This window comes from Methylobacterium soli (assembly GCF_008806385.1).
Classification (GTDB): Bacteria; Pseudomonadota; Alphaproteobacteria; order Rhizobiales; family Beijerinckiaceae; genus Methylobacterium; species Methylobacterium soli.
The window spans coordinates 52555-79340 of record NZ_VZZK01000030.1; the positions used below are offsets into that span (position 1 = coordinate 52555).

The following is a 26786-nucleotide window of genomic DNA, read 5'->3' on the forward strand; positions in this document are numbered from 1 at the left end:
AGGTGAAATAGCTAAGTCAAATAGATATTTTGGTTCGCGAATTTCGCTGGCGGTCGCGTGTAGGACGGTTGTAGAAGATGGGAAATGATAGCCCCCCGAGAGCAGCCGTCAGGCTTCCCGCCGCTGACCGTCTCCCGCCTGGCCTTACTGGCCGGTGGACGGGACGACGCGTTTCGCGAATTGGTCCGCGATCTGGTCGATTTTTCCGCGCGACTGCAGCGTATCCGCGAGGAAATCGCGCGTGCGATGGGCGTCTCATCGCCGCAATACAACATCTTGATGTGCATTGCGCACTGTAATGATCAAAATGTCACGGTAGGGCGGGTGGCGGAATTACTGCGTGTCAGCGTGCCCTTCGTCGTCACGGAAACACGGCGTCTCGTCGATGCTGGGCTTCTGATCAAGCAAAGCGATCTCCAGGATCGCCGCAGGGTTTATCTGCACCTAAGGCCTCAGGCTGTTGCCGCCCTGAAGGATGTCGCGCCTCTGCAGCGTGGGGTCAATGACATCCTGTTCGAGAGCCTCGGACAGAAGGAGTTCGCGCAATTGCAAACGATCATCTCCGGCCTCCTGCAATCCTGCGCTCCCGCGTTTGCCGAAGCTGAAAAGAGTTCCGCCGCTCGCCGTGTAAGCGCAGGCGTCTGACGATAGCCGGTTATGCCGGCCTTCCGACTGCTCATCAGCGGGACCGGAGCTATCCTCACTCCGAGACGGTAACCCCTGCCCAGGGACAATTGTAGACCGGCAGCATGTTTCGACGCTGAACAGTGCTGCAAATCCATGCTTCCATTGGGTCAAATTTGAGGAGCATCCATGCCAACTCACACGTCATGGTCAGAATGGACTCACGTAGTCGCATGCAGCCTCGGCGGAGCCGGATTTTAAGCCTGTCCATCTCCTGTGCATCGCAGAGGCTGTCGTCCAGCTATAGAGATTACGCCTCGGCAGGATCTGCACTCGATCACCGCAAGACATAAATTATCATTGCTGCATAAGATTGATGGATAAATTTTAAAAGCCCAACATTCTATCAATAAACGCCGCGAATGCAACCGTAAACAGGTATGATATTCCCGAAAGCAGCACAGTAACAGGCTCTACGCGACGATATATTGCGTTGGTCAGGAGGCAGCCGAAGCCAAATGTCATAAGCACCAGCAAGAATGCGGCCGCGGTCATTGTCGCTTGCTCCACCTGATAGCAGCTGGGGTTGCAGAGGCACAATCTGTGCCTGAGGCTCTGCCGTGTCAGGGGTTGAGTGCTATCTGCGCCTCCATTGCAGAGCAGAGCATCGCTCCCCGCGAACTCCAGCTTGCAAAGTCTAGGCGGCCTTACGCTGGAGCCACCCGAAGGACTGCTCGAGGTCACTCTGAGGCCTTCACTTAAGCCGCGCGGAACGTCCGTGTGTGGACGCCCCATCGGATTCAAGGGGGTGTTTGAGAGATCTGTGCGCGCAGGTTCAGGTGCTTCCGTGTGTCCGGCCTTTCGATGCAGCCATCCTCACGGCTGCTGGCCTGTATGGAGATCGCGGATCGGGTCCAAGTCGCTTTGGCTCGCTCGAGGCGCTTGGACGTTCACTGGTTTTTCCGACCCCGTCTTCTGACCGTTGCGCCATACCTCTCGACTGACCTTCCCTGCCTCCCTGACGCCTCAGGCCGTGGCGGTCACGCCGTGGCCGGAGCTCTGTAGGAGCCGCCGTGGGCCATCAACGCCCAGACGATCCTCGCCATCTTGTTCGCCAGGGCGACGGTGATCAGCATGCGCGGCTTGCGCGACAGCATACCGGCCAACCACGCCCCAGCTTTGTCGGGAGCGCGCGCCGCGACCTTGGTCGCAGAACTCGCGCCCAGGATCAGCAACCGTCGCAAGCTGCGCTCGCCCATCTTGGTCGTTCGCCCCAGCCGCTCCTTGCCGCCGCTGGAGTGCTGCCGCGGGACGAGGCCGAGCCAGGCCGCAAAGTCGCGCCCGCGGCGGAAGGTACTGGCGGCCGGTGCCAGTGCCACCAGTGCGGTCGCGACCACCGGGCCGATACCCGGTACCGTCATCAGCCGCTTGGCCACGGCATCGTCCTTCGCACGCTGGGCGATCGCGCGGTCGAGACGCGCGATCTGCGCCTGCAGCGCCTGCAGGCTGTCTGCGATGACGGCCAGGACCGGCCGTGCCTCGGCCGGAACGTCGGATGTCGGGTCGCGGACGATCGCGACGAGCTGGCCAACGTGCCCGGCCCCCTGGCGAACGACGTATCCAAACTCGGTGAGGTGCCCGCGCAGCGCGTTGATCAACTGGGTTCGCTGACGCACGAGCAGGTCGCGCGTACGGAACACCACTGCCGCAGCTTGAGCCTGCGCGCTCTTGCCCTGGACGAACCGCATCGTCGGGCGCTGCGCCGCCTCGCAAATCGCTTCTGCGTCGGCCATGTCGTTCTTCTGCCGCTTCACAAACGGCTTCACGTAAGCTGGTGGGATGAGCCGCGTGTCGTGACCTGCCAAGGCTATCTCGCGCGCCCAGTAATGAGCACTGGCGCACGCCTCCATCGCGACCACGCATCGCGGAAGTGTCGAGAAGAACGCCAGCACCTGATCACGCCGCAGCTTCTTGCGGAACACGACTGCGCCACTCGGACCGGAGCCGTGAACTTGGAAAATCGATTTGGCCAGATCGATTCCGACCGTGCTAACCTCGCCCATGGACGCCTCCTGCAGTGGTGTCACAACACCTCCACTCTGGCACGCCGATGCCGTCAGGGGGCGTCCACCCCAACGCTTACCTGCAGCTTGAGCCCCGAAGCGGACAGGCCGCTTCCGGCCAATCACGGACGGCTGCTTCGCGCCCATTGCCGTCGTTAAGTTGCCTCGGCTGGCATCTCCGAAGCGAACATCGCAACAGCCCAGGCTGCGGGTCTGGATCGCGCCAGGAGCCGACATTCAAACGGTCGGGCTTGAAAGGGAAGCAATTGTCTCGAAGCAGACCTTCCTGCAAAATACTAGAGCTGCCGGTAATTGATTTCAGCGTCAATCACCGCAATTTCTTCCGCGCAGCCTTGATCGGCGGGTCTGTTCTCGTTCCGCGCGACGACATTGCTGAAGCCACAACCCAGCCCAATCACGCTCAGAATTATTTCATTATCGGTCCAGGGTCTGCCGGATAAATGAGGTGAGGGCTGCGAGCGTTTCAGGAAAGGCCTCGCGATGTGGCTCGTGCCCAATCCCCTGCAACCAGCACACGGTCAACAGGTCGGGAGGACAGAGTCGCTGAGCTGCGGCGATCTGAGCCTGCGTCCCGTAGGCATCCTCCGTGCCTTGAAGGATCATGACAGGAACACCACACTGCGTGAGGGTGCTGCGGATATCCCAATCCCGCCGACCCGGGTCCAACCAAGCATCGTTCCACCCGCGGAAGGCACCGTCCACATCGGCGTGGCGGCGCGCGAGGCGCGTGCGCAGGCTTCCGGTCTCGTAGTCGGCCTTGGCCGTCCACGCCCCAGCGAGTGTGGCGTCCTCGACGAAGAAATGGGGGGCAATCAGCGCGCCGCCGCGAATGCGCGGATCGGCACCGGCTAAGCCGAGGGCGGCGATCGAGGCGCCGTCGGAATGGCCGATCAGGAGGCCCCGCCGGAAGCCGGTCCCGTCGAGCACGCGCGGCAGCACGGCGTGCGCTTCCCGCTCTAGGAAGTCCAGGCGACGCGGCAGGCGGATCGGGCTCGATGTTCCGTAGCCCTGCCGCGAATAGGCGAGGACCCCGCAACCCGTCTCCCGGGTGAGTGCCTCTGGCAGCGGACCCCATTGCCCGGCAGAACCGAGGCCCTCGTGGAGCAGCACCAGCGTTGGCGCAGTGTCCGGTGACGGCCCGGTGAAGCGGTATTCGAGGCGAACCGCGTCGAGTTCGAGGAAGCCGGCGGGTTCGGGGCGGGTCATGCCGGGGCAGATCCCAGGGTGTCGGCGATCTTTTCCGCAATCATCAGGGTCGGCACGTTGGTATTGGCACTCGGCAGGCGCGGCATCACCGAGGCGTCGGCGACCACGAGCCCCTCCGTCCCGATGACCCGGCCCGTCGGATCAACCACCGCGCCGGGATCGTCCGGCCGGCCCATCCGGCAGGTGCCGCTCGCATGCCAGACGCCGAAGACGCTGTCGCGGATGTAATTGCGCAAGGCCGCGTCGTCCCGCACCACCTCCGTCCAGGCCCTGTCGCCCGTGAGGGTCCGCAGCATCCGGCGCCGCAGAAGGGCCGGCGCGTCGAGGAGGCTCGCGAGCAGCGCAGTGATGTGGCGGTTGCGGTCCGAAACGGCGCTGAGGCGCTTGATCAGCGGCGAGTAGTTCGCCGGAAACAGGTCGCCGGGATCGGGGTTCAGCGCGGGCGAGACGACGAGGTCGACGAGGAGCCGAACCCCGGATGCGAGGCGGTCGAGGTCGCGCGGGTCGGAGAGCAGGCCGAGGTCGATCGTGGGATGTCCGCCCGGGTCCGCCGGATTGAGGCGCAGGCGTCCGACCGAATGAGGCTGGTTCACCCAGAGGAAGTAGAGGGCGAGGCGGGCGCCCAGCGCGTGCCAGCCGGCACGGGCCGAGGCCGTGAGATACATGTCGGCGGCGCTGCCGCTGGGATGGCCGGACGTGTAGCGCAGGGCGACCAGGCTCGCCCGCCGGAACGCCGTTGGCAGGCGAAGGTCGCGGGGCAGTACCTGTGCGATCGTCAGGGCCGGATGGTCGCGGAGGTTCTCGCCGACGCCCGGTCGGTCAGCCAGCACCGGGATACCGCAGGCGTGAAGCTCATCCGCCGGACCGATCCCGGCGCGCAGGAGTAGCGCGGGCGATTGGAGCGCGCCGGCGCAGACCACGACTTGAGCCGCCGACACTCGTTGCTCCGACCCATCGCTCCGGCGGAGCACGGCTCCGGCCGCGCGGTGGCCGTCCATCGCGAGAGAACGGACCTCGGTCTCGGCCGCGATGGCGAGGTTCGGCCGCGCCCGCGTTGGGGCATCGAGGTAGGCCGCGGCGGCTGAGACCCGCGCGTCATCGCGGTTGGAGAAGGCCGGCGGGAAGATCCCGTCCGTGAACTCGCCATTCTGGTCGAGGCATCGCGGAAGCCCGCTGGCATCGAAGGCGCGCGCCACCGCCTGGGCGAAGGGGGGCCAGTCCGGCTCGAGGATTCGCCGGATCGGCAGCGGCCCGTCGCGCCCGTGCAGGGGACCTTCGCAATCGAGGTCAGTCTCGAGCCGGCGGAAATACGGGAGCACGTCGTCCCAGGCCCAGCCGCTGGCGCCGAGTTCAGCCCAGGCGTCGTAATCGCGGGGCAATCCGCGGTTGGCGGCCTGGACGTTGATGCTGGACGAGCCTCCCATTACCCGGCCCTGCTCGTATGCCCGCCGCCGGATCCGCCCGCGCGCATCGCGGGTGACCGCCACGTCGAGCCCGGGCCAGACATAGGTGTCGCCGTGGAACAGCGGCATCGGGTAGCTGTCGAGGATCTCCGCCGGCACCCGACCAGGGGGCGTGTCGATGCCGGCCTCGACGAGGAGCACGGAGCGGCGCGAATCGGCGGAGAGGCGGTTCGCCAGCACGCAGCCGGCCGAGCCGCCGCCGACGATCAGGACATCGACCGCGTCCGGCAGGGCGCTCACGGGCGGCTCAGCCGACAGCCTCGCGCCAGTCGGCATCAGGGTCGAGGACGGCTCCGAGATCGACCTCGGCCTCGCCGGGGACCCGGATGCGTGTGAACTTCATTGGCGGGGCGTCGAGGGGCGCGGTGGCATCGAGGCCCATCTTGGCGCCGACGCCGTCGCGCGTGGAGGGATCGAGCTTCGAGCCCTGCGCGTTCGCGACCACGACGAGGTCGCGGTCGGCCTGGAAGCGGGTGGAGACCGCCCACTCGACCTCCTTCGGGTCGTGGATATCCACGTCCGTGTCGACCACCACGGCGTGCTTGATGTCGTAATGGGCCGCGAAGGCTCCGAGCAGCACGTTCTTGGCCTCGCCCTCCTGCGATTTCCGCAGCCGGACGTAGAGGTGGTAGCGGCCGACGCCGCCGAGGGAGAGATGCACGTTCTCAACACCAGGGAAGCTTCGCTGCAGGGTCGCCAGGATCGTCGCCTCCCGGGGGATCGCGCCGAGCAGCAGGTGCTCGAGGCCGCCGCCGACGATCATGTGGAAGATCGGATTGCGCCGATGCGTCACGGCATCGACCTGCATGACGTGGCGCTTGGCGCGCTCCCCGTAATATTGCGGGAACTCGCCGAACGGACCCTCGGGCTCGCGCACCTCGGGCAGGAGCCGGCCTTCGATCACGATCTCGGCCTCCGCCGGCACGCGCACGTCGTTCGTCAGGCACTTGACCACGTCGAGGGGCTGGCCGGTCAGCGCTCCCGCGATCTCCAACTCGTCGCGGCCGAGGGGCACGATCGCCTGCGAGGCCAGGAGGCAGGCGGGATCAACGCCGACCACCAGGGCGACCTCGAGGCCTTGCCCCTGCGCTTCCGCCTTGCGGTAGAAGTTGTCGGTGTGCCGCGGCAGGACGAGCACGCCGATGCGGTCCGGCCCGCTGATCTGGCAGCGTAGGATGGCGACGTTCTGCACGCCCGTTTCCGGATCGCGCGAGATCATCAGGCCTGCCGAGATATAGGGGCCGCTGTCGTGCTCGTTCAGGGTCGGGACCGGAAGGAGCTTGAGGATGTCGATGCCCTCCCGGTGCACCATCTCCTGCGCGGGGGCGGTTTCCCGCTCGCGCCAGGGCAGCGGCTCGGCCGCCGCGCGCTGGAAATGGGCCACGAGGCGATCCTGCGCGGTGCCGAGAGCCTCCGCCATCCAGGCCCGGCTGGATACGAGGCCGGAGACGATGGTGCCCGGATGGCCACCCGGCTGCGGAAACAGGCTGGCGCGGCTTCCGTCGAGCCGGTTCGCCACCGCCGCCGCCTCGTGGCGGAGGCCGATGCCGGGACGGGCCACGGAGAGGCGGCCGGTCTCGGCCAGCCGATCGAGCCACTCGCGCAGCGAACGGACGGGGGTGGGGTCGCTCATGCTGTCGTCCCGAATGCGGCGCTCTCACAGGATGCCATCTTGTTCGGAATCGTTAAGCCGTTCCACGTCCCGGGAAAAATAACGATTGCTGATGGGCCGGATCAGTCGGTCTGAATTGCGGCCCCTGCCGTGGCGTGATCCTTTCACGCCTGTCGCGTATGCCAGCAGAGTCCCGTGCATGGACCTTCGCCAGATCTCCTATTTCGTCGCCCTGTTCGAGGAGGGCAGCGTCACCCGCGCGGCCCAGCGGGTGAACGTGGTCCAGCCCGCGCTCAGCATGCAGATCGCCAAGCTCGAGCGTGAGCTCGGCCAGCGCCTGTTTGACCGCCAGCCGAAGGCGATGGTGCCGACCGCCGCCGGCCGCACGCTGCATCGGCTTGTCCAGCCGATCCAGCGCGACGTCGCCGAGGCCCACGCCACGATGGCGCGCCTGTCGCAGACGGTCTCGGGGCGCGTGACGGCCGGCATCCTGTCCTCGCTGTCGATGAGCATCGTGCCGAGCGTTCTCGTCCGCTTCGCGGCGGCCTATCCGGATGTCGAGCTGTCCTTGGCCGACGGCTACACCAGCACCTTCATCGACGGCGTCGGCCACGGCGCCCTCGATCTCGCGGTGATCAACCGGCCCGATCGCCGGCTCGGCCTTGTGACGGCGCCGCTCCTCGACGAGGAGATGGTGGTGGTTGGCGGGCGCGACACGCCGCTTCCGGTGCCGTTGCCCCTCCGGATGGCCGACCTCGCCGCCCTCGACCTGATCCTGCCCTCCACCCGGCACGGCCTGCGCCTGGAGCTGGACCGACGTCTCGGCGCAGCCGATGTTACGCTGAGCCCGAAGCTCGAACTCGACCTGCCGCCGGCGATAGCGGATTTCGTGGCCCGCTCGACGAGCTTTACCGTGCTGCCGAGCATCGCCGTCAGCCGCCAACTCGCGGACGGGTCCCTGAAGGCCTACCGCATCGTGGCGCCGCGCATCGCGCGCGAGCTCGTCATCATCCATCACCCGAAGAACCCGCCGAGCAACGCCGCTCAGCGTTTCATCACAATCCTCGAGGAGGAACTGAGCGTGGCCGCCGCCGCGCTGCAGGCGTATATCATCACCGAATAGGCACCCGTCCTCCTGATGATGTTGATCAGCCATCGTTACTCGACAGCTGCGACGGGGCGCCGATACTCTCCTGCGAAGGATTCCGCGGTCATGGGAGTCAAATCAGGAGGTGTGATGAGTGCAGCGCAAGCCCGGACCTGTGGCCCGGCCCGCCCTCAATGAGCGCCCTGCCCCTCGTGGTCGGCATCTCGGGCGCTTCCGGGGTGATCTACGGCATCCGCCTTCTTGAGATCCTGCGGGATCTCGCGATCCCAGCGCATCTCGTGATGTCGCGTTCGGCGGAGGTGACCCTCGCCCACGAGACCGACCTCAAGGTCGCCGACGTGCGGGCTCTGGCAGCCAAGACCTACGCCCAGGCCGATATTGGTGCGGCGATCGCGTCCGGATCCTTCAAGACGCGCGGGATGATCGTGGCGCCCTGCTCCATGCGCAGCCAGGCCGAGATCGCCACCGGCGTCACCTCCGGCCTGCTGACGCGGGCGGCAGACGTGGTGCTGAAGGAGCGCCGCCGCCTCGTCCTGATGGTACGAGAGACCCCGCTTCATACCGGGCACCTGCGCACCATGACGACGCTCTCCGAGATGGGCGCGATCATCGCCCCGCCGGTGCCGGCCTTCTACGCGCGTCCCGAGAGCCTGGCCGACATGGTCGACCACACCCTCGGGCGGGTGCTCGACCTGTTCGACATCGACTTCCACGGGGTGCGGCGCTGGCGGGCCGAGGAGGCCTGATCGAGGCTCAGCCCGTGCCGAGGGCCGCCCTGAGGACGCGCAGGGGCGCGTCCGGCCATGGGCGGCCGAGATGGGCGGCGTAGAGCGCGAGGACGTCCGTACCCGAATCGGCAGCACACACCGGCTCCGGAGCCGCGGCCGACAAGGCCGCGAGGGCGAGGCGCTCCGCCTCGAGTTCCGCCGCCTTGATCCGCTCCCGATGCGCCTGCGTCGACTGCCCCGGCAGGAGCTCGGACCGCATCGCCCGGCGGATCGCCCGCAGCGGCGCGATCACCTGAACGCGCCAGGATGCGATCCGGTCATCCGCCCCGGCAATCGCCGCCGCGTCCACCGGGCGGCCGGTCCGGGCGCACCAGATCAGGTAGAGGAGGAGCGGCACGTCGGCGCCCGCCTCATCCTGCAGGGCGAGGCAGGCCTCGGCGATGCCGGGACGGCCGTAGAACTCGCAGGCGAAGGTCCAGAGGGGATCGCCGGTCATCCTGATGCTCCGCCTCGCGCGACGGGGGCGCTCAGGCCCGATCGAGATTGCCCTGCGTCTCCTCGGTCAGGAAGGCGCCCACGAGGTAGACCAGCGTGACGCCGGTCGTGACGATCGCGAGCACCATCGGGATCTGGCTCGGGCCATCAGAGACGAGGGAAACCAGGGTCGGCAGCATGCCGCCGAGGGCGAAGCCGACATTCCAGGTCAGGCCCGTGCCGGTGGCACGCACGGCCGTCGGGAATTTCTCGTTCAGGAAGATCAGCAGCGGCCCGTAGCTCGCGTTGGCGATGAGGGCGAGGAGGCAGGCGCAGATTGCCACCCCCGCGAGGCTCGTCGTGTTCGCCATGGCGAGGAACAAAGCCGGAAATGCGAAGAGGCGTATTACCCCCATCAAGATGAAGGACTTCTTCCGTCCGAGGTGCTGGCTCAGCTCGCCCATGCCGCAGGCCCCGATCGCCGCCGCGACGTTGGCGCCGACCAGGATCATCGAGGCGCTCGCGTTCGGCACGCCGTTCACGAGCTTGAGGAAGGTCGGCAGGTAGCCCGAGGTCAGATAGTAGGCCGCCCCGCCCCCGAAGGCGATGAGCACTGAGACGAGGAAGCTCGCCCGGTGGGCGGGCGAAAATAGCACGCGGATCGGCGAGGCCTCCGCCGGCGCCCCGATGCGAGCTTGTGCTTTGCGCGCCTGCAATTGCTTGAAGATCGGCGATTCCTCGAGGTTGCGGAACAGAACCAGGCCGATCACCGAGGTGAGGAGGCCAGAGAAGAACATCAGCCGCCAGCCCCACTCCGCGAAAGCCTCGCCGGGCGCGATCAGCGAGACGACGTAGAACACCAGCGAAGCGAGAAGGCCGCCGATGGCGGAGCCGCCCCCGCCGACCGCGCCCGACATCAGGCCGCGCCAGCGCTCGGGCACCGATTCCGTGCCGATTGTATGGGAGGCCGCGACCACGCCGCCGACGAAGATGCCCTGGACGAGGCGAAAGACGAGGAAGATCGCGGTGGCGAGCCAGCCGATCTGTCCGACCGTCGGCAGGAGGCCGAAGATCGCCGTCGACACGCCGACCCCGGTCACCGCCACCATCAGGGCGCGCCGCCGGCCCAAACGGTCGGCGTAGGATCCGAACAGGGCGGAGCCCAGTGGCCGGATCAGCAGCGTCACCGCGAAGGAGGCGTAGGCGCCAGCGAGCGATAGCATCGGCTTGTCGGCCGGGAAGAACAGCGCCCCGACGACCGGCGCGACGTAGAGCAGGATGAAGAGATCGAACAGGTCAAGGCCCCAGCCGAACAGCGAGGCCATGGCGGCCGTGAAGGTCTGACGGCCCGTGGGCTTGGCGAGCGCGGCGGGATCGGGCGGGAGCGTGGCGGTGGTGGACATGCGTTTCCTCCCTCGGGCGCGACCGTGGCCGCATCGGGCGTGGATCTCGACCAGTCTTGCTGCCGGCTCCGGGGGCCGCCTGTCGGGCCGCGCACCCTGATTGCCCGCCGATGCGGGATGCCTCGGAATAGTTCGAAGGGCTGCGGGAGCGTCCGCTCGCGGCGCGGGACGAGCGCTCCCGGCCCTCGGGCTCTACGAGCCGGTGAAGCGCGGGGCGCGCTTCTCGTGGAAGGCCTCGACGCCCTCGCGGAAATCATCCGCCTGGCGCAACCGGCTGTAGCAATGGCCCTCGAGCTCGATCGCGATCGAGAGGCTCGCATCCTCGGTGTCGTTGAGGAGTTTCTTGGCCGTGCGCTGGGCGATGGGGGAGAAGGCCCGCAGCTCCTCAACCAGGGCGTCGACCGCTGTCTCGAGCTCCGCATCGGGCACGCATTCCGTCGCGATACCCCAGTCCAGGGCCTGCCGCCCGGGAATGCGCTTGGAGCGCATCACGATGTCCTTGGTGCGGGTGATGCCGATGATCTTCTGGAGCCGGGCCGAGCCGCCGGAGCCGGGGATTTGGCCGAGCTTCTGCTCGGGGAGCGCGTAGCGGCATGTTTCGGAGACGATGCGGAAGTCGCAGGCGAGCGAGATCTCGAAGCCGACCCCGAAGGTGTAGCCGCGGTTGGCCGCGATCACAGGTTTTGAGCATCGGGCCGGTGCGGCGATGTTCCAGGCGAGCTTCGAGACGTGCTCGGGGGAGGCCTCCAGGAATCCCTTGATGTAGCCGCCTGATGAGAAGTGCTCGCCCTCCGCGCGCAGCACGATGACGCGCACGCGTGCATCTTCGTCGAGGGCCTCGAACACTTTTCGCATCTCGTCGCGCTGGGGCATCGCAATCACGTTCATGGGCGGACGGGCGAGGATCACGTCGGCGCGCTCGCGCTCCGCATCGATCTCGACGCGGAAGCCGTCGAGGTTCGTCAGGCGTGGATCTGTCGTCATGGGCTTGGCTTTCGCTCGAGGGTGGGCAGGGAGTTGAGGCCGCGATGATTGCGGACGGAGGCTCGTTCAGGCCGCGGCCGGCCCTTTGATCGGCGTTTCTGGCGGGGTTTCGGCGACGTACTCGCCGGCCACTAGCTGGCGGCGAAGCAGCTTGCCGACGGGGGATTTCGGGATCTCGTCGACGAAGACGTATCGGCGCGGGAGCTTGTGGCTCGGCAGTCCGCCCGCCCGGCAATGGGCGTCCAGAGCCGCCGCATCGACGCCGCCGCTCCGCTTGACGAAGGCGGCGACGATCCGGCCCCAGCGCTCGTCACGCAGGCCCACGACGGCGACCTCGGAGACGGCCGGGTGCAGGGAGAGCCGGCTCTCGATCTCCACCGGCGAGACGTTCTCGCCGCCGGTGATGATCATGTCGTCGACCCGGCCGGTGACGAAGATGTCGCCATCGGCGTCCGCGAAGCCGGTATCGCCGGTGAAGTACCAGCCCTCGCGGAACGCCTTCGCGGTGGCCTCGGGGCGGCGCCAGTAGCCCTCGAAAGCCTCGTCGCCGCTCGCGATGACGGCGATCTCGCCTTCCTCGCCGGGGGCGGCGGTGGCGTCCGGGGCGCCCGTCAGCGGCACGATGCGCACCATGGTGTTGAGACCGGCCCGGCCGGCCGAGCCGGGCTTGGCCGCGGCTTCGTGGTTGACCGTGAAGGTGTAGACCTCCGACGAGCCGTAATGGTTGACGAACAGATCCGGCCGGAACGCCTCCGTGAGGCGGGCCAGCAATCCGTCGGTCATCGGTGCTCCGGCAAATCCGAGCTTGCGCACGGAGCCGGTGTCGGTGGTCGGGAAATCGGGATGGTGGACGAGGTCATGATAGAGGGTGGGCACGAGGTAGAGGTTCGTGATGCGTTCAGACGCGATCAGCCGCAGGGCGCTGGCGACGTCGAATCGCGGCAGGCAGACGAAGGTGCCCCCAATCAACGACATCGCCAGGAGCGAGCGCACTCCCATCGTGTGGTAGAGCGGCATGACGCCGAGGGTCCGCTCGGCGCGTCCGTAGAGATTCTGCGCCACGTGGGCGAGCGCCGCCGCCCGTTCCGCCCGGTGCTGCCGCGGCACGCCCTTGGGCTTGGCGGTCGTGCCGGAGGTGTAGAGCATCAGCGAAATCGCCTCCGCGTCGGTACGAGGCTTCGCCGGGGCGGACTCCCCGGTAGCGAGATCGGAGAACGCCGTCTCGCCGGGATTTGAGGCCATGCCGACCGCGATGCGGGGGATCCGGCCCGGGCCCTCGCTCGCCCGCAGGCTCTCGGCCGAGACCGGCTCGTAGGCGATCGCGCAGGCCTCCGCGTCCGCGACCGCGAAGTCGATCTCGTCGGGCCTCGCCCGCCAATTGATCGGCGTGATCACGATCCCGGCGAACTGGCAGGCCCAGTGCAGGGTCGCCGCCTCTAAGCGGTTCTGCAGAACCGTGACGAGGTGGTCACCGGGCTTGAGCCCAAGCCGGTCGAGGCCCGCGACGGTGGCGGAGATCACGGCGTACCACTCCGCGTAGGTCAGTCGGGTGTCGCCGTCGACGATGGCCAGCGCCCGCGGATCGCGCGAGACGCTCGCCAGGAAGCTGGTTCCGAGATCAAGCATGGGCGTTCTCCGAAGGGGCCAGGGCCGGGCCCTCGCCCCGCAGTTCCGCGGCCGCCTCCAGGGCGGCCTCGATGATCGGCGCGTAGCCGGTGCAGCGGCAGAGGTGGCCGCCGACGACTTCGGTGATCTCCCGACGCGACGGGCTCGGCCGCAGGGCGAGGTAGGCGTCGAGCGACACCAGGATGCCGGCGGTGCAGAATCCGCATTGCAGGGCGTGGTGGCGCCGGAACGCCGCCTGGAGGCTCCCAAGCCGGCCGGGCTCCGGCGCCAAACCCTCGACGGTGCGGATCGCGCAGCCCTCGATTCCGACCGCCAGCGTCAGACAGGCGCGGGCCGGCACGCCGTCGATCGAGACCGTGCAGGCACCGCAGACGCCGTGCTCGCAGCCGACATGCGTGCCCGTAGCGCCGAGGCCGTGGCGGAGCGCGTCCGTCAGCAGGGTGCGCGTCTCGACCTCGACCGCGGCCGGGCGTCCGTTGAGGGTGAAGGCGACCGCGTGGCGCCCCTTCGCGTCTAGCTGCGGCATGGCGCGGCCTCCCGGTTGGTCTCGCCCTTCGTCACCTTGGCGGCGTCTTCCAGCACGCGACGCCCAAGGCTGCGCACGAGGTCGCGGCGGTAGCGGGCGGTGGCGTGGAGATCGTCGCCCGCGCCGAGATCCCACGCGAAGGCGTTGAGGGCGTCGTCGAGCGCCGATCCGTCGAGATGGGGGAAGTCGCGGGCGGTCGGCCGGTCCGCGACGCCGCCGATCGCGAGCCGCATGCGCGCACTGTCGACGACGGCCGCGCAGGCGACGATCGCGAAGTCGCCGTGGCGGCGCCCGACCTCTGCAAAACTGTAGCCGGTCCCTCGCCTGCGCAGGGGATAAGCGATGGCCTCGATCATCTCGTCGTCGGCCTTCTCGGTCACCATCATGCCGGTGAAGAAGGCTTCCGCCGTAATCCTCCGCGCCTTCCGACGGGCTCGCAGGCGCACCTCGCCCTCGAGCGCGACGAGGCAGAGCGGGATCTCGGCGCTCGGGTCGGCGTGGGCGACAGAGCCGCAGAGGGTGCCGCGCGCCCGGGTCTGGATATGCCCAACCCACGGCAGGGCGGAGGCCAGCAGCGGCAGGTCGTCCGCGAGCTTCGGCCGCTCCAGCAGGATTGCCTGTCGCACGCCGGCCGGGACGACAAGCGCGCCCTTCTCGACATGGGGTTCCTTGAGGGCAGCGATCCGCATCACGTCGACAAGCATTGCGGGCTTGGTTAGCCGCATGTTGAGCATCGGCATCAGAGATTGGCCGCCCGCGATGATCCGGGCCTCGGGCCCATGCTGGCGCAGGGCGTCGAGGGCCTCCTCCAGAGACTCGGCGCGGACATAGCCGAACGAGGCGGGCTTCATGCCGATGCTCCGAGGCGTGCGAGCAGCCGACGCAGGAGCCCCCGCAGGAAGCCCGCGAGGCCGGTGTTGCGGCCGGATGGTCCGCCGGCCCGGCGGGCGAGTGCCGCGAAGAAGCCGCCGATGATCACGCGTGCGGCGCCGTCGAGGAGGCGTCCTCCGACCGCCGCGACCTTGCCGCCGACGGCGGCCTCGTAGACGTAGGAGACGCGGGTGCCTCCGGCGCCGTCCGGCTCCAGGGTAATGCGGCCGGAGCCGCCGCCGCTGCCGAGGCTGCCCGTTACGGTGCCGGTCAGCGTCGCCGTCCGCGGCGCCTCGAGGTCGAACAGGGTCACATCGGCCTTGTACCGGCCCTTCACCGGGCCGACCCCGAGGCTGACATCGGCTTGGAAATGTGTATCCGAAAGCTTCCGCACCCCGTGCGAACCCGGGATGACAGAAGCCAGCAGGTCCGCGTCGAGGAGCATCGCCCAGACCGTCTCCGGCGGTGCAGCCACCTGGGCCAAGCCCTCCCCGCGCAGGGTGCGGTCGCCAGGCTTGGCCGGCGGCTTGGGGGCGGCGTGGCCGGCGGGCGGCGCCGGCTCGTCCGCGCCGGCCGCGAGGCTAGCGAGCTTGGAGGGCGTCAGAGGCAGGTCGATTGCGTCGAGGCCGAGAGCATCCGCCACCGCGTTGGCGAGGCAGACCGGGGTCGACATGCAATTGCCTTCGCCGACGCCCTTGGCGCCCAAAGGCGTGAAGGGCGACGGGCTCTCGACGTGCAAGATCCGGAGGTCCGGCACTTCGGTAGCGGTGGGCAGCAGGTAGTCGGCGAAAGTGCCGGACAGGAAGGCGCCGTCGTCGCCGTAGGCGAGTTCCTCGTAGACCGCCGCGCCGAGGGCCTGCGCGAAGCCTCCGCGCACCTGCCCCTCGACCATGCCGGGGTGCAGCACGCGCCCGCAATCGTGCATCGTGACGTAGCGATCGATCCTGATTTTGCCGGTGACTCGGTCGATCTCGACGCCACAGAGATCGAAGATGAAGCCGTGGCAGAGGGAAGAGTTGACGAGGTCGTCCGCGTCGGGGGCGGTCAACTCCGGCGGCGTCCAGAACACCGTCTCGCGGATCGCGGAGCCGATATCCTCAGGCACGAGCCCCGGCGACCAATGGCTAGTGGCGGCCACGCGCCCGAAGGGTAGGCCGGCATCTGGGTTCGTACGCGAGGCGATGCGCCCGTCCGCGAAGACGAGATCCTCGGGCCGCAGGTTCAGCTGCGCCGCCGCGATCCGCGCAAGCTTGTCGCGCAGCTGCGTGGCGGCGAGGTGCGCCACGCCCGCCACCGCGGCGGCGAAGCGGCTCGAATAATTTCCCGAGGCGATCGACCACGCGTCCTTGGCCGTGTCGAGGTCGGTCGTGACCCGGACCTGCCCCATCGGGATGCCGAGCACGTCGGCCACCACCTGGGCCAGGACGGTGCGGTGGCCCTGTCCCTGCGGCACGGAGGCAACCTGCACGGTGACCGATCCCACGGGATCGAGCGTGATCGTGGCGGTCGATTGCGCGCCATTCTTCGGACCGGCCTTGGCACGCTCGGCCGCGGTCAGCACCGTGGTGATGTAGCCCATGTTGGAGACACTGGGCTCGACCGCCGCCGTCAGGCCGATGCCGTAGAGGCGTCCCTCCGCCCGCGCGGCGTCGCGCCGCCGCTTGAGATCATCGAGCTCCCCATCCCGGGCCGCCTCGTCGAGGGCGCGCTGATAATCGCCCGAATCGTAGAGGGCCCCGGTCGCGGTGCGGTACGGGAACGCATCGGCCGGGATCAAATTCCGGCGGATCACCGCGAAGGGATCGAGGCCGAGTTTGCGGGCGATGCACTGCATCAGCCGCTCGAGGGGATAGTAGACCTGCGGCCCTCCGAAGCCGCGAACGAGGCCGGTCGGCGTCTTGTTCGTGAGCACGACGCGGTTGCGGACGGCCACGTTCCGGATCGCGTAGGCGCCGGTCAGATTGCCGTGCATCCGATAGAGGGTGGCGGGTTCCGGCGCACGCAGGTACGCGCCGCAATCCTCGACCTGGTCCCAGTTGAGGACCGTGACCCGGCCCTCCCCATCGAAGGCAGCCTTCAGAGTGGTGACCCGGTTCGTCGCTGAGACGGATGCCGAGAGGTGCTCCAGCCGGTCCTCGATCCACTTCACCGGCTGGCCGACGAGGCGGGCCGTGGCGGCGATCAGCACGGCGTACGGGGCGACGCCCTGCTTGACCCCGAAGCTGCCGCCCGAATCCGGGGGCGTGCGCAGGCGCAGGCGGTTGCCCGGGACCTTGAGCGCGCGCGCCACCACCGCGTGGATGCTGAACGGCCCCTGGAAGTTCGCCAGGACGTCGTAGGAATCGTCCGTCGGATCGTAGGTGGCGACGACCCCGTAGGTCTCCATCGGCGAGCCCGTGTTGCGCGGGTAGCGCACCGTTACAGACAGACTGTGCGGGCTCTCGGCAAAGGCCGTCTCGGGATCGCCGTAGCGGAACCGCCGGTCGCTGACGAGGTTCGAGCCGACGCCTTCGTGCAGGACCGGGGCATCGGGGGCGAGCGCCGCGACGGGATCGACCACCGCCGTTCGCACCCGGTACTGCGCCTCGATCAGGTCGCAGCCATCCTCCGCGAGGTAGCGGTCGCGCGCCACCACGATTGCGACGGGCTCGCCCACGTAGCGCACCCGGTCGACCGCGATGGCGCGGGCGTCGAGTGCGGCCCGCACTGCTGGCACGAGGCCGGTGGTGATGTTGGCGAGGTCCCGGCCCGTGACGACGGCGACGATGCCGGGCAGCGCCCGCGCGACCTCAATGTCGATGCCGACGATGTCCGCATGGGCGTGGGGCGAGCGCAGGATCGCCGCGTGCAGCGTGCCCGGCCGCGTGCCGAGATCGTCGATGTAGCGACCGAACCCGGAGAGCAGCGCGGCGTCCTCGACGCGCTCCACCGATCGTCCGACGAACGTCGTGTGCTCGATGCCCAATTCGCTTCCTCCGCCGGAACTCTCGCGGGTTCCGTGCTGGGACGAGGATGGCGGCGTGGTTCGATCGAGACGATGCCGGTGCGTCTCGTCACTTACCGAGATGTCTCATTTTGTAGGTGCCGCCGCGACGTCCGGCGCCGCATCCGCGTTGAGGAGCGCCCATCAGATCGCGGGCTCGCCACCCCGCCGGAGGATGCTGCGAAAGACGCTCGGGGGTACGCTGACATGGTCGCGGAAGAAGCGCGAGAAATGCGCGGGAGCGGCGAAGCCGAGACGGGTGCCGATGTCGGCGAGGCTCTCGTCACTCCGCACGATCGCCTCGACGGCGTGCTCGACCCGGATCGCGTTGAGGAAGACATGGGGTGGGGCGCCGGTCGACTGCTCGAACAGGCGGTAAAAATGGGCTCGGGACAGGCCCACCTCGCGAGCCAGCGCATCGGCGCCCAGGGCGGCACCTGGCTCGGCCCGCATCCGCGCGACGGCGCGCCGGATGCGCCAGTCGCCGGCATTGCGCCGGGCGGCGGCGCGCAGGGACTCGCTCGCCTCCCGCCAAGCTGTGAAGCGCTCGATTACCGCGATCATAAGGCCGGATAGGAGTTCGTCCTGGATGTGGGAGGAGTCCGGCGCGTAGACCATCTCTGCGGCGAGGTCGTGGGCCAGCCGGCGGATCGCCGGCGTCACGCTACCGAACGGCTGGCTGAAGAAGCCGGGCGCGCCGCTCGCCGCCCAATTGCGTCGGAAGGCGCTGAGCCAGTCGGGCTCGACATAGAGCGCGAGGATCATCGCCTTGTCGCGCTGCGGATTGTGCAGGTAGGCGTGAGTCTCCCAGGCATTGACCAGAACGGCCTGATCATCGGTGAGCGCCACGATGCGGTCGCCAACGAGGAACTGCGTGTCGTCTCCCTCGACCTTCAGCAGCACGTGGCAATGCGGGTGCGCATGGCGGACGAGGCCGCGGTCCATGTCAAGGAGAGCGACTCGGCCGAAGGCGCCATGGGCGATCTCAAGAGCCTCGGACATCAGAGGTTTTTAGCATGCGATCCGAGGCGCAACTAGGTCCGGCTGAGCCGCTGGCTTGGCTGGATCTGGTTGCGTCCCGGGTTCCTTCAGAGCGATGTCGCCGGCTCGGTACTAGGCATGGCATTCTTCCGGGCCTGTGCAAACGCCATGACAACGAGAGGGATGACGAGCGCCACGTAGGCATTGTCGATCCCCAGCGGGTCCCCGGCCAGGAACCAGCCGATCGTCAGGACGAGAGAGGCGAGGATACTGATGACTGCCGCGCGCGGGCTGCCGAAGTGCGGCGCGTAAAAGGCGAAGAGTACCAGCACCGCGAGCGTCGCCCGCAGGGATTTCGCCAGGAACGTGACCTTCAGGATGTCCGGCGCGAAGATCGCAAGCGGGATTGGGATCAGGCCTACGAGGATGGTGGCAATCCGTACGAAGCGCAGGGACGACGCCCCTTCCTCGGTCCGGAGGCGCGAGAGATAGAAGTCTTTGTACAGGAGCGTCGCGGCACCGATGCTGAGGGCCGAGATCGTGCCGAACAGGGATCCCGCCAATCCCGCCACAACGACAGCGGCGAGGAGATCGTCCATGCGGGCGATCAGGCTCGGCAGGGCTTGGATTGCCGGGATCCCGGGCAGAAGCGCCGCCGCGCAGACGCCGACCAGGGCGGCGCAGATCCCGAACGGGACGAGCAGAAGGGCGCAGTAGAAGCTTGCCTGCCGCGCGGTCCGCCCGTCCTCCACGGTGTTGATCGCCTGGATCACGTACTGCGTGGAGAAGACAGCGCCGATGCCAGCCACCAGCCATGCGAAGATCTGCGGCCAGCCGACCGCGTCGACCGCAAACATCCGCTCGGGCACACGCTCCTGCAACGCCCCGAGGCCTCCGAGCTGTGAGAGCCCGAAGGCGACTGCGACCAGGATGCCGATGTATTTGACGAGCGCATGCAGGACGTTGGTGTAGATCACCGAGCGCATGCCGCCGACGCTGACGTAGAGCGTTGCGACAGCTCCCGTGATGATGATGGCGCTGGTCCGGTCGACGTTGAGCAGCCCCGCCAGGATCGTGCCGCCACCTGCATAGGTCGACACGGCCACGATCTGCAGGGCGAAGATCATGATGATCGAGGTCGCGAGCTTCGTCGGGCGGCCATAGGCCTTGGCCAGCGCACCCGAGATGGTGTTTTCGCCGAGTTGCTTGAAGCGGCTAGCCAGGAGTACGCCATAAAGCAGGAAGCCGATGGCGAGAGCCAACACGTTCCAGGCCGCAGACAGGCCGACCTTGTAGGCCGTCTGCGTGGTGCCGACGCTGGTGGCCGTGCCGATAAATTCCGACATCAGCAGGAAGCCGATCAGGAACGCGTGATAGCGGGTTCCCCCGGAGGTGAAGCTTCCCGCACTCTTCGCATAGCGCCGGGCGGAGAAGCTAATCAGCCCCATGACCGCCATATAGGCTAGCGTGAGGGACAGGACGATCCAGTTCGGCTGCATGCGCGCGACCTACCGACGGTTCTCAGTCGCAGACACGATGTCATGGTCCAGCATGTTTCCTCCGTCGTCTTATCTAAGCCGTTCAGCTCTGCTGAATTGCGTAAGCAGGAGCGACGAGCATTGAGGAAAACGTAGGCTGTTCCAAGAGAGAGTCCAAGCATTCAAAATTGATGGCTATAATCAGCGAAATTGATGCCTGCGCTCTGGCAGGGGCCTGTCTTCCCAGGAATCCCCACATGAAGAGTAGACAAGACGGTGCGGCCCTGCGCGACCACAATTCTTGTCATTGTCTCCCAGCCCTCAGGCCTTGAGCGCCGGGCGGCTCGAGTGCGACACGGCAGCCAGAGTAACCTTCGGACGTCCGCTTTCCGCTCACTCCGGACTCTCGCTGAGGTCCATCTGAATGTTCGGATCGGGTCACTCTGAGGCATTCAGTTGAGCCTCGACGACCGTCTGCTAACTCACAGCTTAAGCCCCGAAGCAGACCGGCGGCTTACGGCCAACTCCGGCCATCCACTTCGCGCCCATCGCAGCAATTCAGTCTTCACAGGCAGTATCTCCAAGGCGGTCGTTGCGAAGCCCTGATCACGGGACTTCGTTGATCGTACGTCCGTATGCTGCAACCTGAGTTCTCAAGCCATCGGGGATGACCGGATCGGATCCAGCGCGAACTCAGCGTTGCCCCTACGCATAGGGCGGAGGGCGGATCCTGGCTTGCAGATCAGGGAACAGCAGCAGCGCGACGAGGCCGCTCCATCCGGTCTGATGGCCAGCGCCGAGTCCCGCGCCGGTGTCCCCGTGGAAGTACTCATGGAACGGCACGTGGTCGCGGAAGGCCGGATCCGTCTGAAGCCGGTCATTGGCTCCGAGCACCGCCCGGCGCCCGTCCGCGCCGCGCAGGAACAGGCGCGTCAGACGGCGCGCGAGTTCCTCGGCGATCTCCGGTAGGGTGCGGTACTGCCCAGACCCCGTCGGGCACTCGAACCGCGTGTCATCGCCGTAGAAGCTGCCGAACCGGTAGAGGGACTCGATCAGCAGGTAGTTGATCGGCATCCAGACCGGGCCGCGCCAGTTCGAATTGCCGCCGAATACGCTGCTGGTCGACTCTCCCGGCTCGTAATCGACGACGAAGCGCGTCCCGTTCCAATCGAGGGTGAAGGGCTGCTCGGCATGTGCCTTTGAGAGCGCCCGCAGGCCGTGGTCCGAGAGGAACTCGGTCTCGTCGAGTGATCCGCCCCCACGGGGTGGCCCAGGTTCAAGGTTAGTGCACGGTTGGCCGCTCCACCACGGGCAGCTTGGCCGAAGCGGCGGGCCAGACCGTGAAGGCAGGCATGAACACTTCCGGAGCTGGCGGTCGGTAGCCCAATGATCCGTGCGGCCTGACCGTGTTGTAGTGACGTCTCCAACTCTCGATCACAATCTGTGCCTCCTTGAGCGTATAGAAGATCTCACCGTTGAGCAGTTCGTCCCGCAGGCGAGCGTTGAAGCTCTCGACGTATCCATTCTCCCATGGTGAGCCTGGTGCAATGTAGGCCGTCTTCGCACCGACCCCAGTGATCCACGACTGCACGGACTTGGCGATGAACTCCGGTCCATTGTCCGAGCGGATGTGGCTGGGCACTCCGCGCAAGATGAACAAATCCGACAGCACATCGATGACGTCCACGGCCTTGAGCTTGCGGGCCACACGGATGGCCAGGCACTCGCGCGTGAACTCGTCCACGACGTTGAGCATCCGGAACTTGCGTCCGTCGTGCGTGCGCGCCTCAACGAAGTCATACGACCAGACCTGGTTGCGGTGCTCCGGCCGTAGCCGCAGGCTCGACCCGTCCCCGTCCCACAGCCGACCGCGCTTGGGCTGACGCGCTGGCACCTTCAGCCCCTCGCGCCGCCAGATCCGCTCGACCCGCTTGTCGTTGACGAGCCAGCCGGCCGCCTTCAGCAACGCGCTGATCTTGAGGGTCACCGTAGCGGCCGTATTTCTCCGCCAATTCGACAAGGTCGGCCGTCAGCGCCGCCTCATCGTCGCGGCCCCGCGGCACCTTGCGCTGTGTCGAGCGATGCTGGCCGAGCGCCCGACAGGCGCGACGCTCGGAGACGTGCAGGACGTCCATGATGTGCTCGACACAGGCGCGCCGGCGCGCGGGGCTCAGAAGTTTCCCCGAGACGCCTCCTGCAGGATCAGCTTGTCCAGCGTCAGATCCGCGATCGCCTTGCGCAGCCGCTGGTTCTCGGTCTCCAGCTCCTTCATCCGCCGGACCTGATCCGACTTCAGGCCGCCAAACTCACGCCGCCAGCGATAGTACGTCACTTCGCTCACACTGATCGCGCGGATCGCCTCGGCCACGCTCTGGCCTTGTGAGATCAGCACGTCCGCCTGCCGCAGCTTGGCAACAATCTCCTCCGGCTTGGGTCGCTTCGCCATCTCGTCCGTCCTCCAGGCTCAAAAGCCATACTAAAGGGCGGACCACTCCTGTGGGGGCGGATCAATGGGCCTATGTTGCTGAAGGAAGCACCAAAGCTAAGCGCGGGCTTCCGTCCCGGCGCAATTCCCCTGAACGGATGGCCACCAGCAATTCTGAGTTCCTGATGACGCAGCGAGAGGCCGAAGCGTGTTGCGCCCGTGTTGCATAGAGTCGCCGACGTCCCGTCGTAACACATTGTAAAATCAGGGATCGTGTTGCCGGTGGTTGCAACACGATCCGAGGCGGTATGGGCGTTAAAAAGCCCGCTAAGCCATTGGCCATGCGGGCAAATTTGTGGTGAGCGCGCTGGGACTCGAACCCAGGACCTACAGATTAAAAGTCCGTTGCTCTACCAGCTGAGCTACGCGCTCGCATCCGCCGCGGGTCGGGCCGTCGGGCCGGGCCTGGCGGAAAGCGTGGCCCGCAATAGGCGAGCGGTTCCATGGGGTCAACCGCGGGCGGATGCGGCATCGGCCGCCAGCGAGGCGCGGTCCGCCCTGCGGCCGCCATGGTCGCGTGAGAGGGCGCTTACGCGATGACGATGCCGACCCCGCCCGAGGACCCGTCGCGGTCTGCTGCCCCTATCCCTGCCCCCGCCCCTGCCTTCGCGCCCGCGGCGGCGTGGCGGCGTTTCGCCCTGACCTTCGCGGGGCTCGCCGTCCTCCTCGGGCTCGGGGCCGTTGGCTTCATCGCCGCGATGGATCCCTACGGATTGCGGGCCGCGCCCGGGCGGGCGCCGGGGCCGATCATGGACCTCAACCAGCGCTTCATGTACCCGCAGATCGTGCGCGGGGGCGCCTACGATGCCGCCGTGTTCGGCACCTCCACGGCCCGCCTGCTCGACCCGCGGGACCTCGACGCGGCCTTCGGTGCCCGCTTCGCCAACCTCGCCATGAATGCCGCGACCCCCTTCGAGCAGCGGGAGCTCGCGCGGCTGTTCCTGCGGCAGGGCGCGGTCCGGGCCGTGATCTTCGCCCTCGATTCGACCTGGTGCGCAGCCGATGCCGACCGGCACCGCCTCACCTTTCGCCCCTTCCCGCCCTGGCTCTACGAACCGGGCGCGCCCCTCGGGCTGGTGCGACAGGTGAACTGGCAGAGCCTCGGCACCGCCGCCCGCGTGGCGCTCCATCGGCTCGGCCACGCCCCCGACCGCATCCGCCGCGACGGCTACGCCGTGTTCACGCCCCCCGAGGCGAGCTACGACCCGGTCCGGGCGGCCGCCCACATCCATGGCGGCGGCAACCCGCTCCTGGAGGACGGAGCCCTCCCGGGGCCCGGAGCCCTCCTGGCGGCCGATCCGGCTGGAGAGGCCGGCGCCGCGATGCCGGCGCTCGCCTGGCTCGAGGCGCTCCTCGCCGCCGTGCCGCCGGAGGCCGTGACGCTCGCCGCCTTCATGCCGGTCCACGCGGCCGCGCAGGGGCAGCCGGGCACCCCCCAGGGCACGCGCGAGGCCGCCTGCAAGGCGCAGGTGGCGGAGATCGGCCGCCGCCACGGGACGACGGTGGTGGATTTCCGCATCCCCTCCCCGGTCACGACGGCGGATGTGAACTACTGGGACGCCCTGCATTACCGCCTACCCGTGGCCGCCCGCATCGTGGCAAGCCTTCGGGCGGCCCGCGCCACCGGCCTCGACGATCCCGATGGCTTCTATCGGGTCCTGGCGCATCCCTGAGCCGCGGCCGCCCCACGGAAACGCGGTAGCCCGGTGCAAAGAGCACGCAATGTCGAGGCTCTGGGCGTCAAAGAACGGTTTTGACGGGATATCTCTCAGGTTACGCGCTGCCGAAATGCGCCGGTTTCACCAATCCTGAACGTCGGTCCTCTACGTTGATCTCAGGTTCAACGCTGGGACATTAGCAACTTCTGGTAGAATGCTCCGGCTCGACTTGGACGGATCCTCCGCGCGTCAGGCCGCCGACGCCGCTTGGTCCGTCCCGCGAACAGGATTGCCTTCGGGTTCAGTGTCCCTGGCCCGTCCCGCGCCCGAAGGGGCCGGTCCCCCAACGGCTGCCCGCAGAGATGCCGAGATCGACGACATGAGCGCGTGCCCCGCCCCGAGCCCCGGTTCCGACCTGATGTATCGCCTGCTGGTGCAGGGCGTGCGGGATTACGCGATCTACATGCTCGATCCGGACGGGGTCGTGACCAACTGGAATGCCGGCGCCGAGCGGGCCAAGGGCTACCGGGCCCAGGAGATCGTCGGGCAGACCTTCTCCTGCTTCTACGAGGCGGACGAGCGGGCGAGAGGGGCGCCCGAGCGCAATCTCGCGGTGGCGCGGCGGGAGGGCCGGTACGAGGCCGAGGGCTGGCGCCTGCGCAAGGACGGCAGCCGGTTCTGGGCGCATGTTGTCATCGAGGCGATCCGCGACGAGGCCGGCGGCCTCATCGGATTTGCCAAGATCACCCGCGACCGCACCGAGCAGAGGGACGATGCGGCGCGGATCCGGGACAGCTCCGAGAACCTGAAACTCGCCCTCGCCCACATGTCGCAGGGGCTGTGCCTCCTCGATGCCGAGCGGCGCCTCGTCCTCTGCAATGCCCGCTTCCGGGAAATCCTCGGGCTCGGCGAGGCCGAGGCCCCGCGCGGAACCGCGCTCCGGGTCCTGCTGCGACGCATCCTGGCCCGGGCCCAGGCTCTGCGGGGGCCGGGCGGGCGGGCGGCGTGGCGCTCGCTCGGCAGGCCGGAGCCCCTCGGGCGCGGCCGCGTGGCGAGCGTCGTGGAGATCGCCTTCGGCGGGCGGATCCTCGCCGTCTCGACCCGGATCCTGCCGACAGGAAGCTCGGTCTCGACCGTCGAGGACATCACCGAGCGGCGGCGCATCGAGAGCCGCATCTATCACCTCGCCCACCACGATCCCCTCACGGGGCTGGCCAACCGCGCCGCCTTCAACGCCCAGCTCGAGCGCCAGCTCGCCGTCAGCGGCGCCGCCACCATGCTCTGTCTCGACCTCGACCGGTTCAAGGCCGTCAACGACACGCTGGGGCATCCGGCGGGCGACGTGCTCCTCCAGACCGTGGCCGAGCGCCTGCGCCAGGTCGTGCGGGAGACCGACCTGGTCGCCCGCATCGGCGGCGACGAGTTCGTGATCCTGCTGGCGGATCCCGGTCCTGTGGCGGAGCGCTCCGCGCGGGCGATCGCCGAGCGCATCACCGAGGCGGTCGGGCGGCCCCTCCGTCTCGACGGACACACGGCGCAGATCGGCGTCAGCATCGGTATCGCCAGCGGCCCGCAGGACGGCAAGGATGCCGGGACGCTGTTCGGGCATGCCGACATCGCGCTCTATCGGGCGAAGGCCGCGGGCCGCAACACCCATTGCTTCTACGAGGCCGGGATGAGCGCTCGCCTCGCCAGCCGCAACCGGCTGGAACTCGACCTGCGCGAGGCGGTGAGCGCGGGGCAGTTCCTGCTGCATTACCAGCCGGCCCTCGACCTCCTCCATCCCGCCGTCAGCGGCTGCGAGGCGCTGGTGCGCTGGATGCACCCGCGCCAGGGCCTGATCGGACCGGGCGAGTTCATCTCGCTGGCCGAGGAGACGGGCCTGATCGCGCGGCTCGGCGGCTGGATCCTGCGCGAGGCCTGCCGGGAAGCCTCCACCTGGCCGGGCGACATGCGGGTCGCCGTCAACGTCTCGGCGGTGCAGTTCGAGCGTCCGGGCCTGGAGCACAACGTGGCGGCGGCCCTGGCCGTCTCCGGCCTCGCCCCGCACCGGCTGGAGCTCGAGATCACCGAGAGCGTGCTGATGCGCGACAGCGAGGCGGTGCTGGCCTGCCTGCACCGGTTGCGGACCCTCGGGGTGCGCATCGCGCTGGACGATTTCGGGACCGGCTATTCCAGCTTGAGCTACCTGCGCCGCTTTCCATTCGACAAGATCAAGATCGACCGCAGCTTCATCGGCGAGATCGACAAGCCCGAGACGGCCGCGATCGTGCGCGCCATCGTCGGCCTCGGCAGCGATCTCGGGGCCCGCATCACCGCGGAGGGGGTGGAGACGCAGGATCAGCTGCCCTTCGTCCGCCAGAAGGGCTGCCAGGAGATGCAGGGCTACCTGCTCAGCCGTCCCCTGGCCGCCCCGGAGCTCCGGCGCTTCCTCGCCCGCACGCCGGAACTCGCCCGGGCGGCCTGAAGGCGCGGCGCGCGGGGGCCCCTCGC

At 68.1% G+C, this 26786-nt stretch carries 19 protein-coding genes, 1 tRNA gene and 1 pseudogene; 5 read left to right on the top strand and 16 right to left on the bottom strand.

All coding sequences use genetic code 11. The features are described from left to right. Positions 1 to 84 precede the first annotated feature (84 nt). Positions 85 to 645 carry a MarR family winged helix-turn-helix transcriptional regulator gene (locus F6X53_RS23425; protein ID WP_151002811.1) on the top strand — a complete coding sequence of 187 codons (561 nt, stop codon included), beginning with the start codon at positions 85 to 87 and terminating at the stop codon, positions 643 to 645. A 1019-nt stretch (positions 646 to 1664) separates the two neighbouring features. On the opposite strand, the gene F6X53_RS23430 is transcribed toward F6X53_RS23425, so the two are convergent. From F6X53_RS23430 to F6X53_RS23445, 4 genes are all read right to left on the bottom strand, one after another. After that, a complete protein-coding gene (locus tag F6X53_RS23430) occupies positions 1665 to 2687 on the bottom strand; it encodes an IS110 family RNA-guided transposase (protein ID WP_151002813.1) in 1023 nt (340 codons plus the stop codon). A gap of 435 nt (positions 2688 to 3122) precedes the next feature. Further along, positions 3123 to 3914 carry an alpha/beta fold hydrolase gene (locus F6X53_RS23435; protein WP_151002815.1) on the bottom strand — a complete coding sequence of 264 codons (792 nt, stop codon included), beginning with the start codon at positions 3912 to 3914 and terminating at the stop codon, positions 3123 to 3125. After that, positions 3911 to 5617 (bottom strand): GMC family oxidoreductase, encoded by a 1707-nt coding sequence (locus F6X53_RS23440; RefSeq protein ID WP_151002817.1) that lies wholly within the window; start codon positions 5615 to 5617, stop codon positions 3911 to 3913. The genes F6X53_RS23435 and F6X53_RS23440 overlap by 4 nt, the downstream gene beginning before the upstream one ends. A 7-nt stretch (positions 5618 to 5624) precedes the next feature. Further along, the gene (locus tag F6X53_RS23445) at positions 5625 to 7010 is read right to left on the bottom strand and encodes a UbiD family decarboxylase (protein WP_151002819.1); all 1386 of its coding nucleotides are present in this window, start codon (positions 7008 to 7010) and stop codon (positions 5625 to 5627) included. A 178-nt stretch (positions 7011 to 7188) separates the two neighbouring features. Between F6X53_RS23445 and F6X53_RS23450 the strand changes: the two genes are divergently transcribed. Both F6X53_RS23450 and F6X53_RS23455 read left to right on the top strand, forming a co-directional pair. Beyond that, a complete protein-coding gene (locus F6X53_RS23450; RefSeq protein WP_151002821.1) occupies positions 7189 to 8112 on the top strand; it encodes a LysR family transcriptional regulator in 924 nt (307 codons plus the stop codon). A gap of 158 nt (positions 8113 to 8270) precedes the next feature. Next, on the top strand, positions 8271 to 8843 hold the full coding sequence (locus F6X53_RS23455; protein ID WP_151002823.1) for a UbiX family flavin prenyltransferase: 573 nt from the start codon (positions 8271 to 8273) through the stop codon (positions 8841 to 8843). Between the two features lie 7 nt (positions 8844 to 8850). Here the strand turns inward: F6X53_RS23455 and F6X53_RS23460 are convergent, their stop codons facing one another. From F6X53_RS23460 to F6X53_RS23515, 12 genes and pseudogenes are all read right to left on the bottom strand, one after another. Continuing rightward, a complete protein-coding gene (locus F6X53_RS23460) occupies positions 8851 to 9321 on the bottom strand; it encodes a TIGR02444 family protein (protein ID WP_151002825.1) in 471 nt (156 codons plus the stop codon). A gap of 31 nt (positions 9322 to 9352) precedes the next feature. Next, the gene (locus F6X53_RS23465; protein ID WP_151002827.1) at positions 9353 to 10702 is read right to left on the bottom strand and encodes an MFS transporter; all 1350 of its coding nucleotides are present in this window, start codon (positions 10700 to 10702) and stop codon (positions 9353 to 9355) included. Between the two features lie 192 nt (positions 10703 to 10894). Further along, a complete protein-coding gene (locus tag F6X53_RS23470) occupies positions 10895 to 11686 on the bottom strand; it encodes an enoyl-CoA hydratase/isomerase family protein (protein WP_151002829.1) in 792 nt (263 codons plus the stop codon). A gap of 66 nt (positions 11687 to 11752) precedes the next feature. Next, complete coding sequence (locus F6X53_RS23475) at positions 11753 to 13312, bottom strand: AMP-binding protein (protein WP_151002831.1); 1560 nt, start codon at positions 13310 to 13312, stop codon at positions 11753 to 11755. Beyond that, complete coding sequence (locus F6X53_RS23480) at positions 13305 to 13838, bottom strand: (2Fe-2S)-binding protein (protein WP_151002833.1); 534 nt, start codon at positions 13836 to 13838, stop codon at positions 13305 to 13307. The genes F6X53_RS23475 and F6X53_RS23480 overlap by 8 nt, the downstream gene beginning before the upstream one ends. Continuing rightward, positions 13826 to 14689, bottom strand: a complete 864-nt coding sequence (locus F6X53_RS23485; RefSeq protein ID WP_151002835.1) for an FAD binding domain-containing protein — start codon at positions 14687 to 14689, stop codon at positions 13826 to 13828. The genes F6X53_RS23480 and F6X53_RS23485 overlap by 13 nt, the downstream gene beginning before the upstream one ends. Next, entirely contained in the window at positions 14686 to 17673 is a 2988-nt protein-coding gene (locus tag F6X53_RS23490; RefSeq protein WP_151002837.1) for a xanthine dehydrogenase family protein molybdopterin-binding subunit, read from the bottom strand. The genes F6X53_RS23485 and F6X53_RS23490 overlap by 4 nt, the downstream gene beginning before the upstream one ends. 162 nt (positions 17674 to 17835) lie before the next feature. Then, positions 17836 to 18693 carry a helix-turn-helix transcriptional regulator gene (locus tag F6X53_RS23495; protein WP_151002839.1) on the bottom strand — a complete coding sequence of 286 codons (858 nt, stop codon included), beginning with the start codon at positions 18691 to 18693 and terminating at the stop codon, positions 17836 to 17838. 86 nt (positions 18694 to 18779) lie between these two features. Then, positions 18780 to 20171 (bottom strand): sodium:solute symporter family protein, encoded by a 1392-nt coding sequence (locus tag F6X53_RS23500; RefSeq protein ID WP_151002841.1) that lies wholly within the window; start codon positions 20169 to 20171, stop codon positions 18780 to 18782. A gap of 684 nt (positions 20172 to 20855) precedes the next feature. Continuing rightward, positions 20856 to 21500 carry an MGH1-like glycoside hydrolase domain-containing protein gene (locus tag F6X53_RS34055; protein WP_373875846.1) on the bottom strand — a complete coding sequence of 215 codons (645 nt, stop codon included), beginning with the start codon at positions 21498 to 21500 and terminating at the stop codon, positions 20856 to 20858. Further along, positions 21433 to 22596 (bottom strand): annotated as a pseudogene (locus F6X53_RS23510) (IS3 family transposase). Before F6X53_RS23510 ends, F6X53_RS34055 begins: the two are co-directional and overlap by 68 nt. Positions 22597 to 22931: 335 nt before the next feature. Further along, positions 22932 to 23007, bottom strand: a tRNA-Lys gene (locus F6X53_RS23515). A 164-nt stretch (positions 23008 to 23171) separates the two neighbouring features. Between F6X53_RS23515 and F6X53_RS23520 the strand changes: the two genes are divergently transcribed. Further along, entirely contained in the window at positions 23172 to 24308 is a 1137-nt protein-coding gene (locus F6X53_RS23520) for a hypothetical protein (protein ID WP_425324698.1), read from the top strand. 364 nt (positions 24309 to 24672) lie between these two features. Continuing rightward, the gene (locus tag F6X53_RS23525) at positions 24673 to 26760 is read left to right on the top strand and encodes a putative bifunctional diguanylate cyclase/phosphodiesterase (protein WP_191970959.1); all 2088 of its coding nucleotides are present in this window, start codon (positions 24673 to 24675) and stop codon (positions 26758 to 26760) included. Positions 26761 to 26786: the final 26 nt, after the last annotated feature.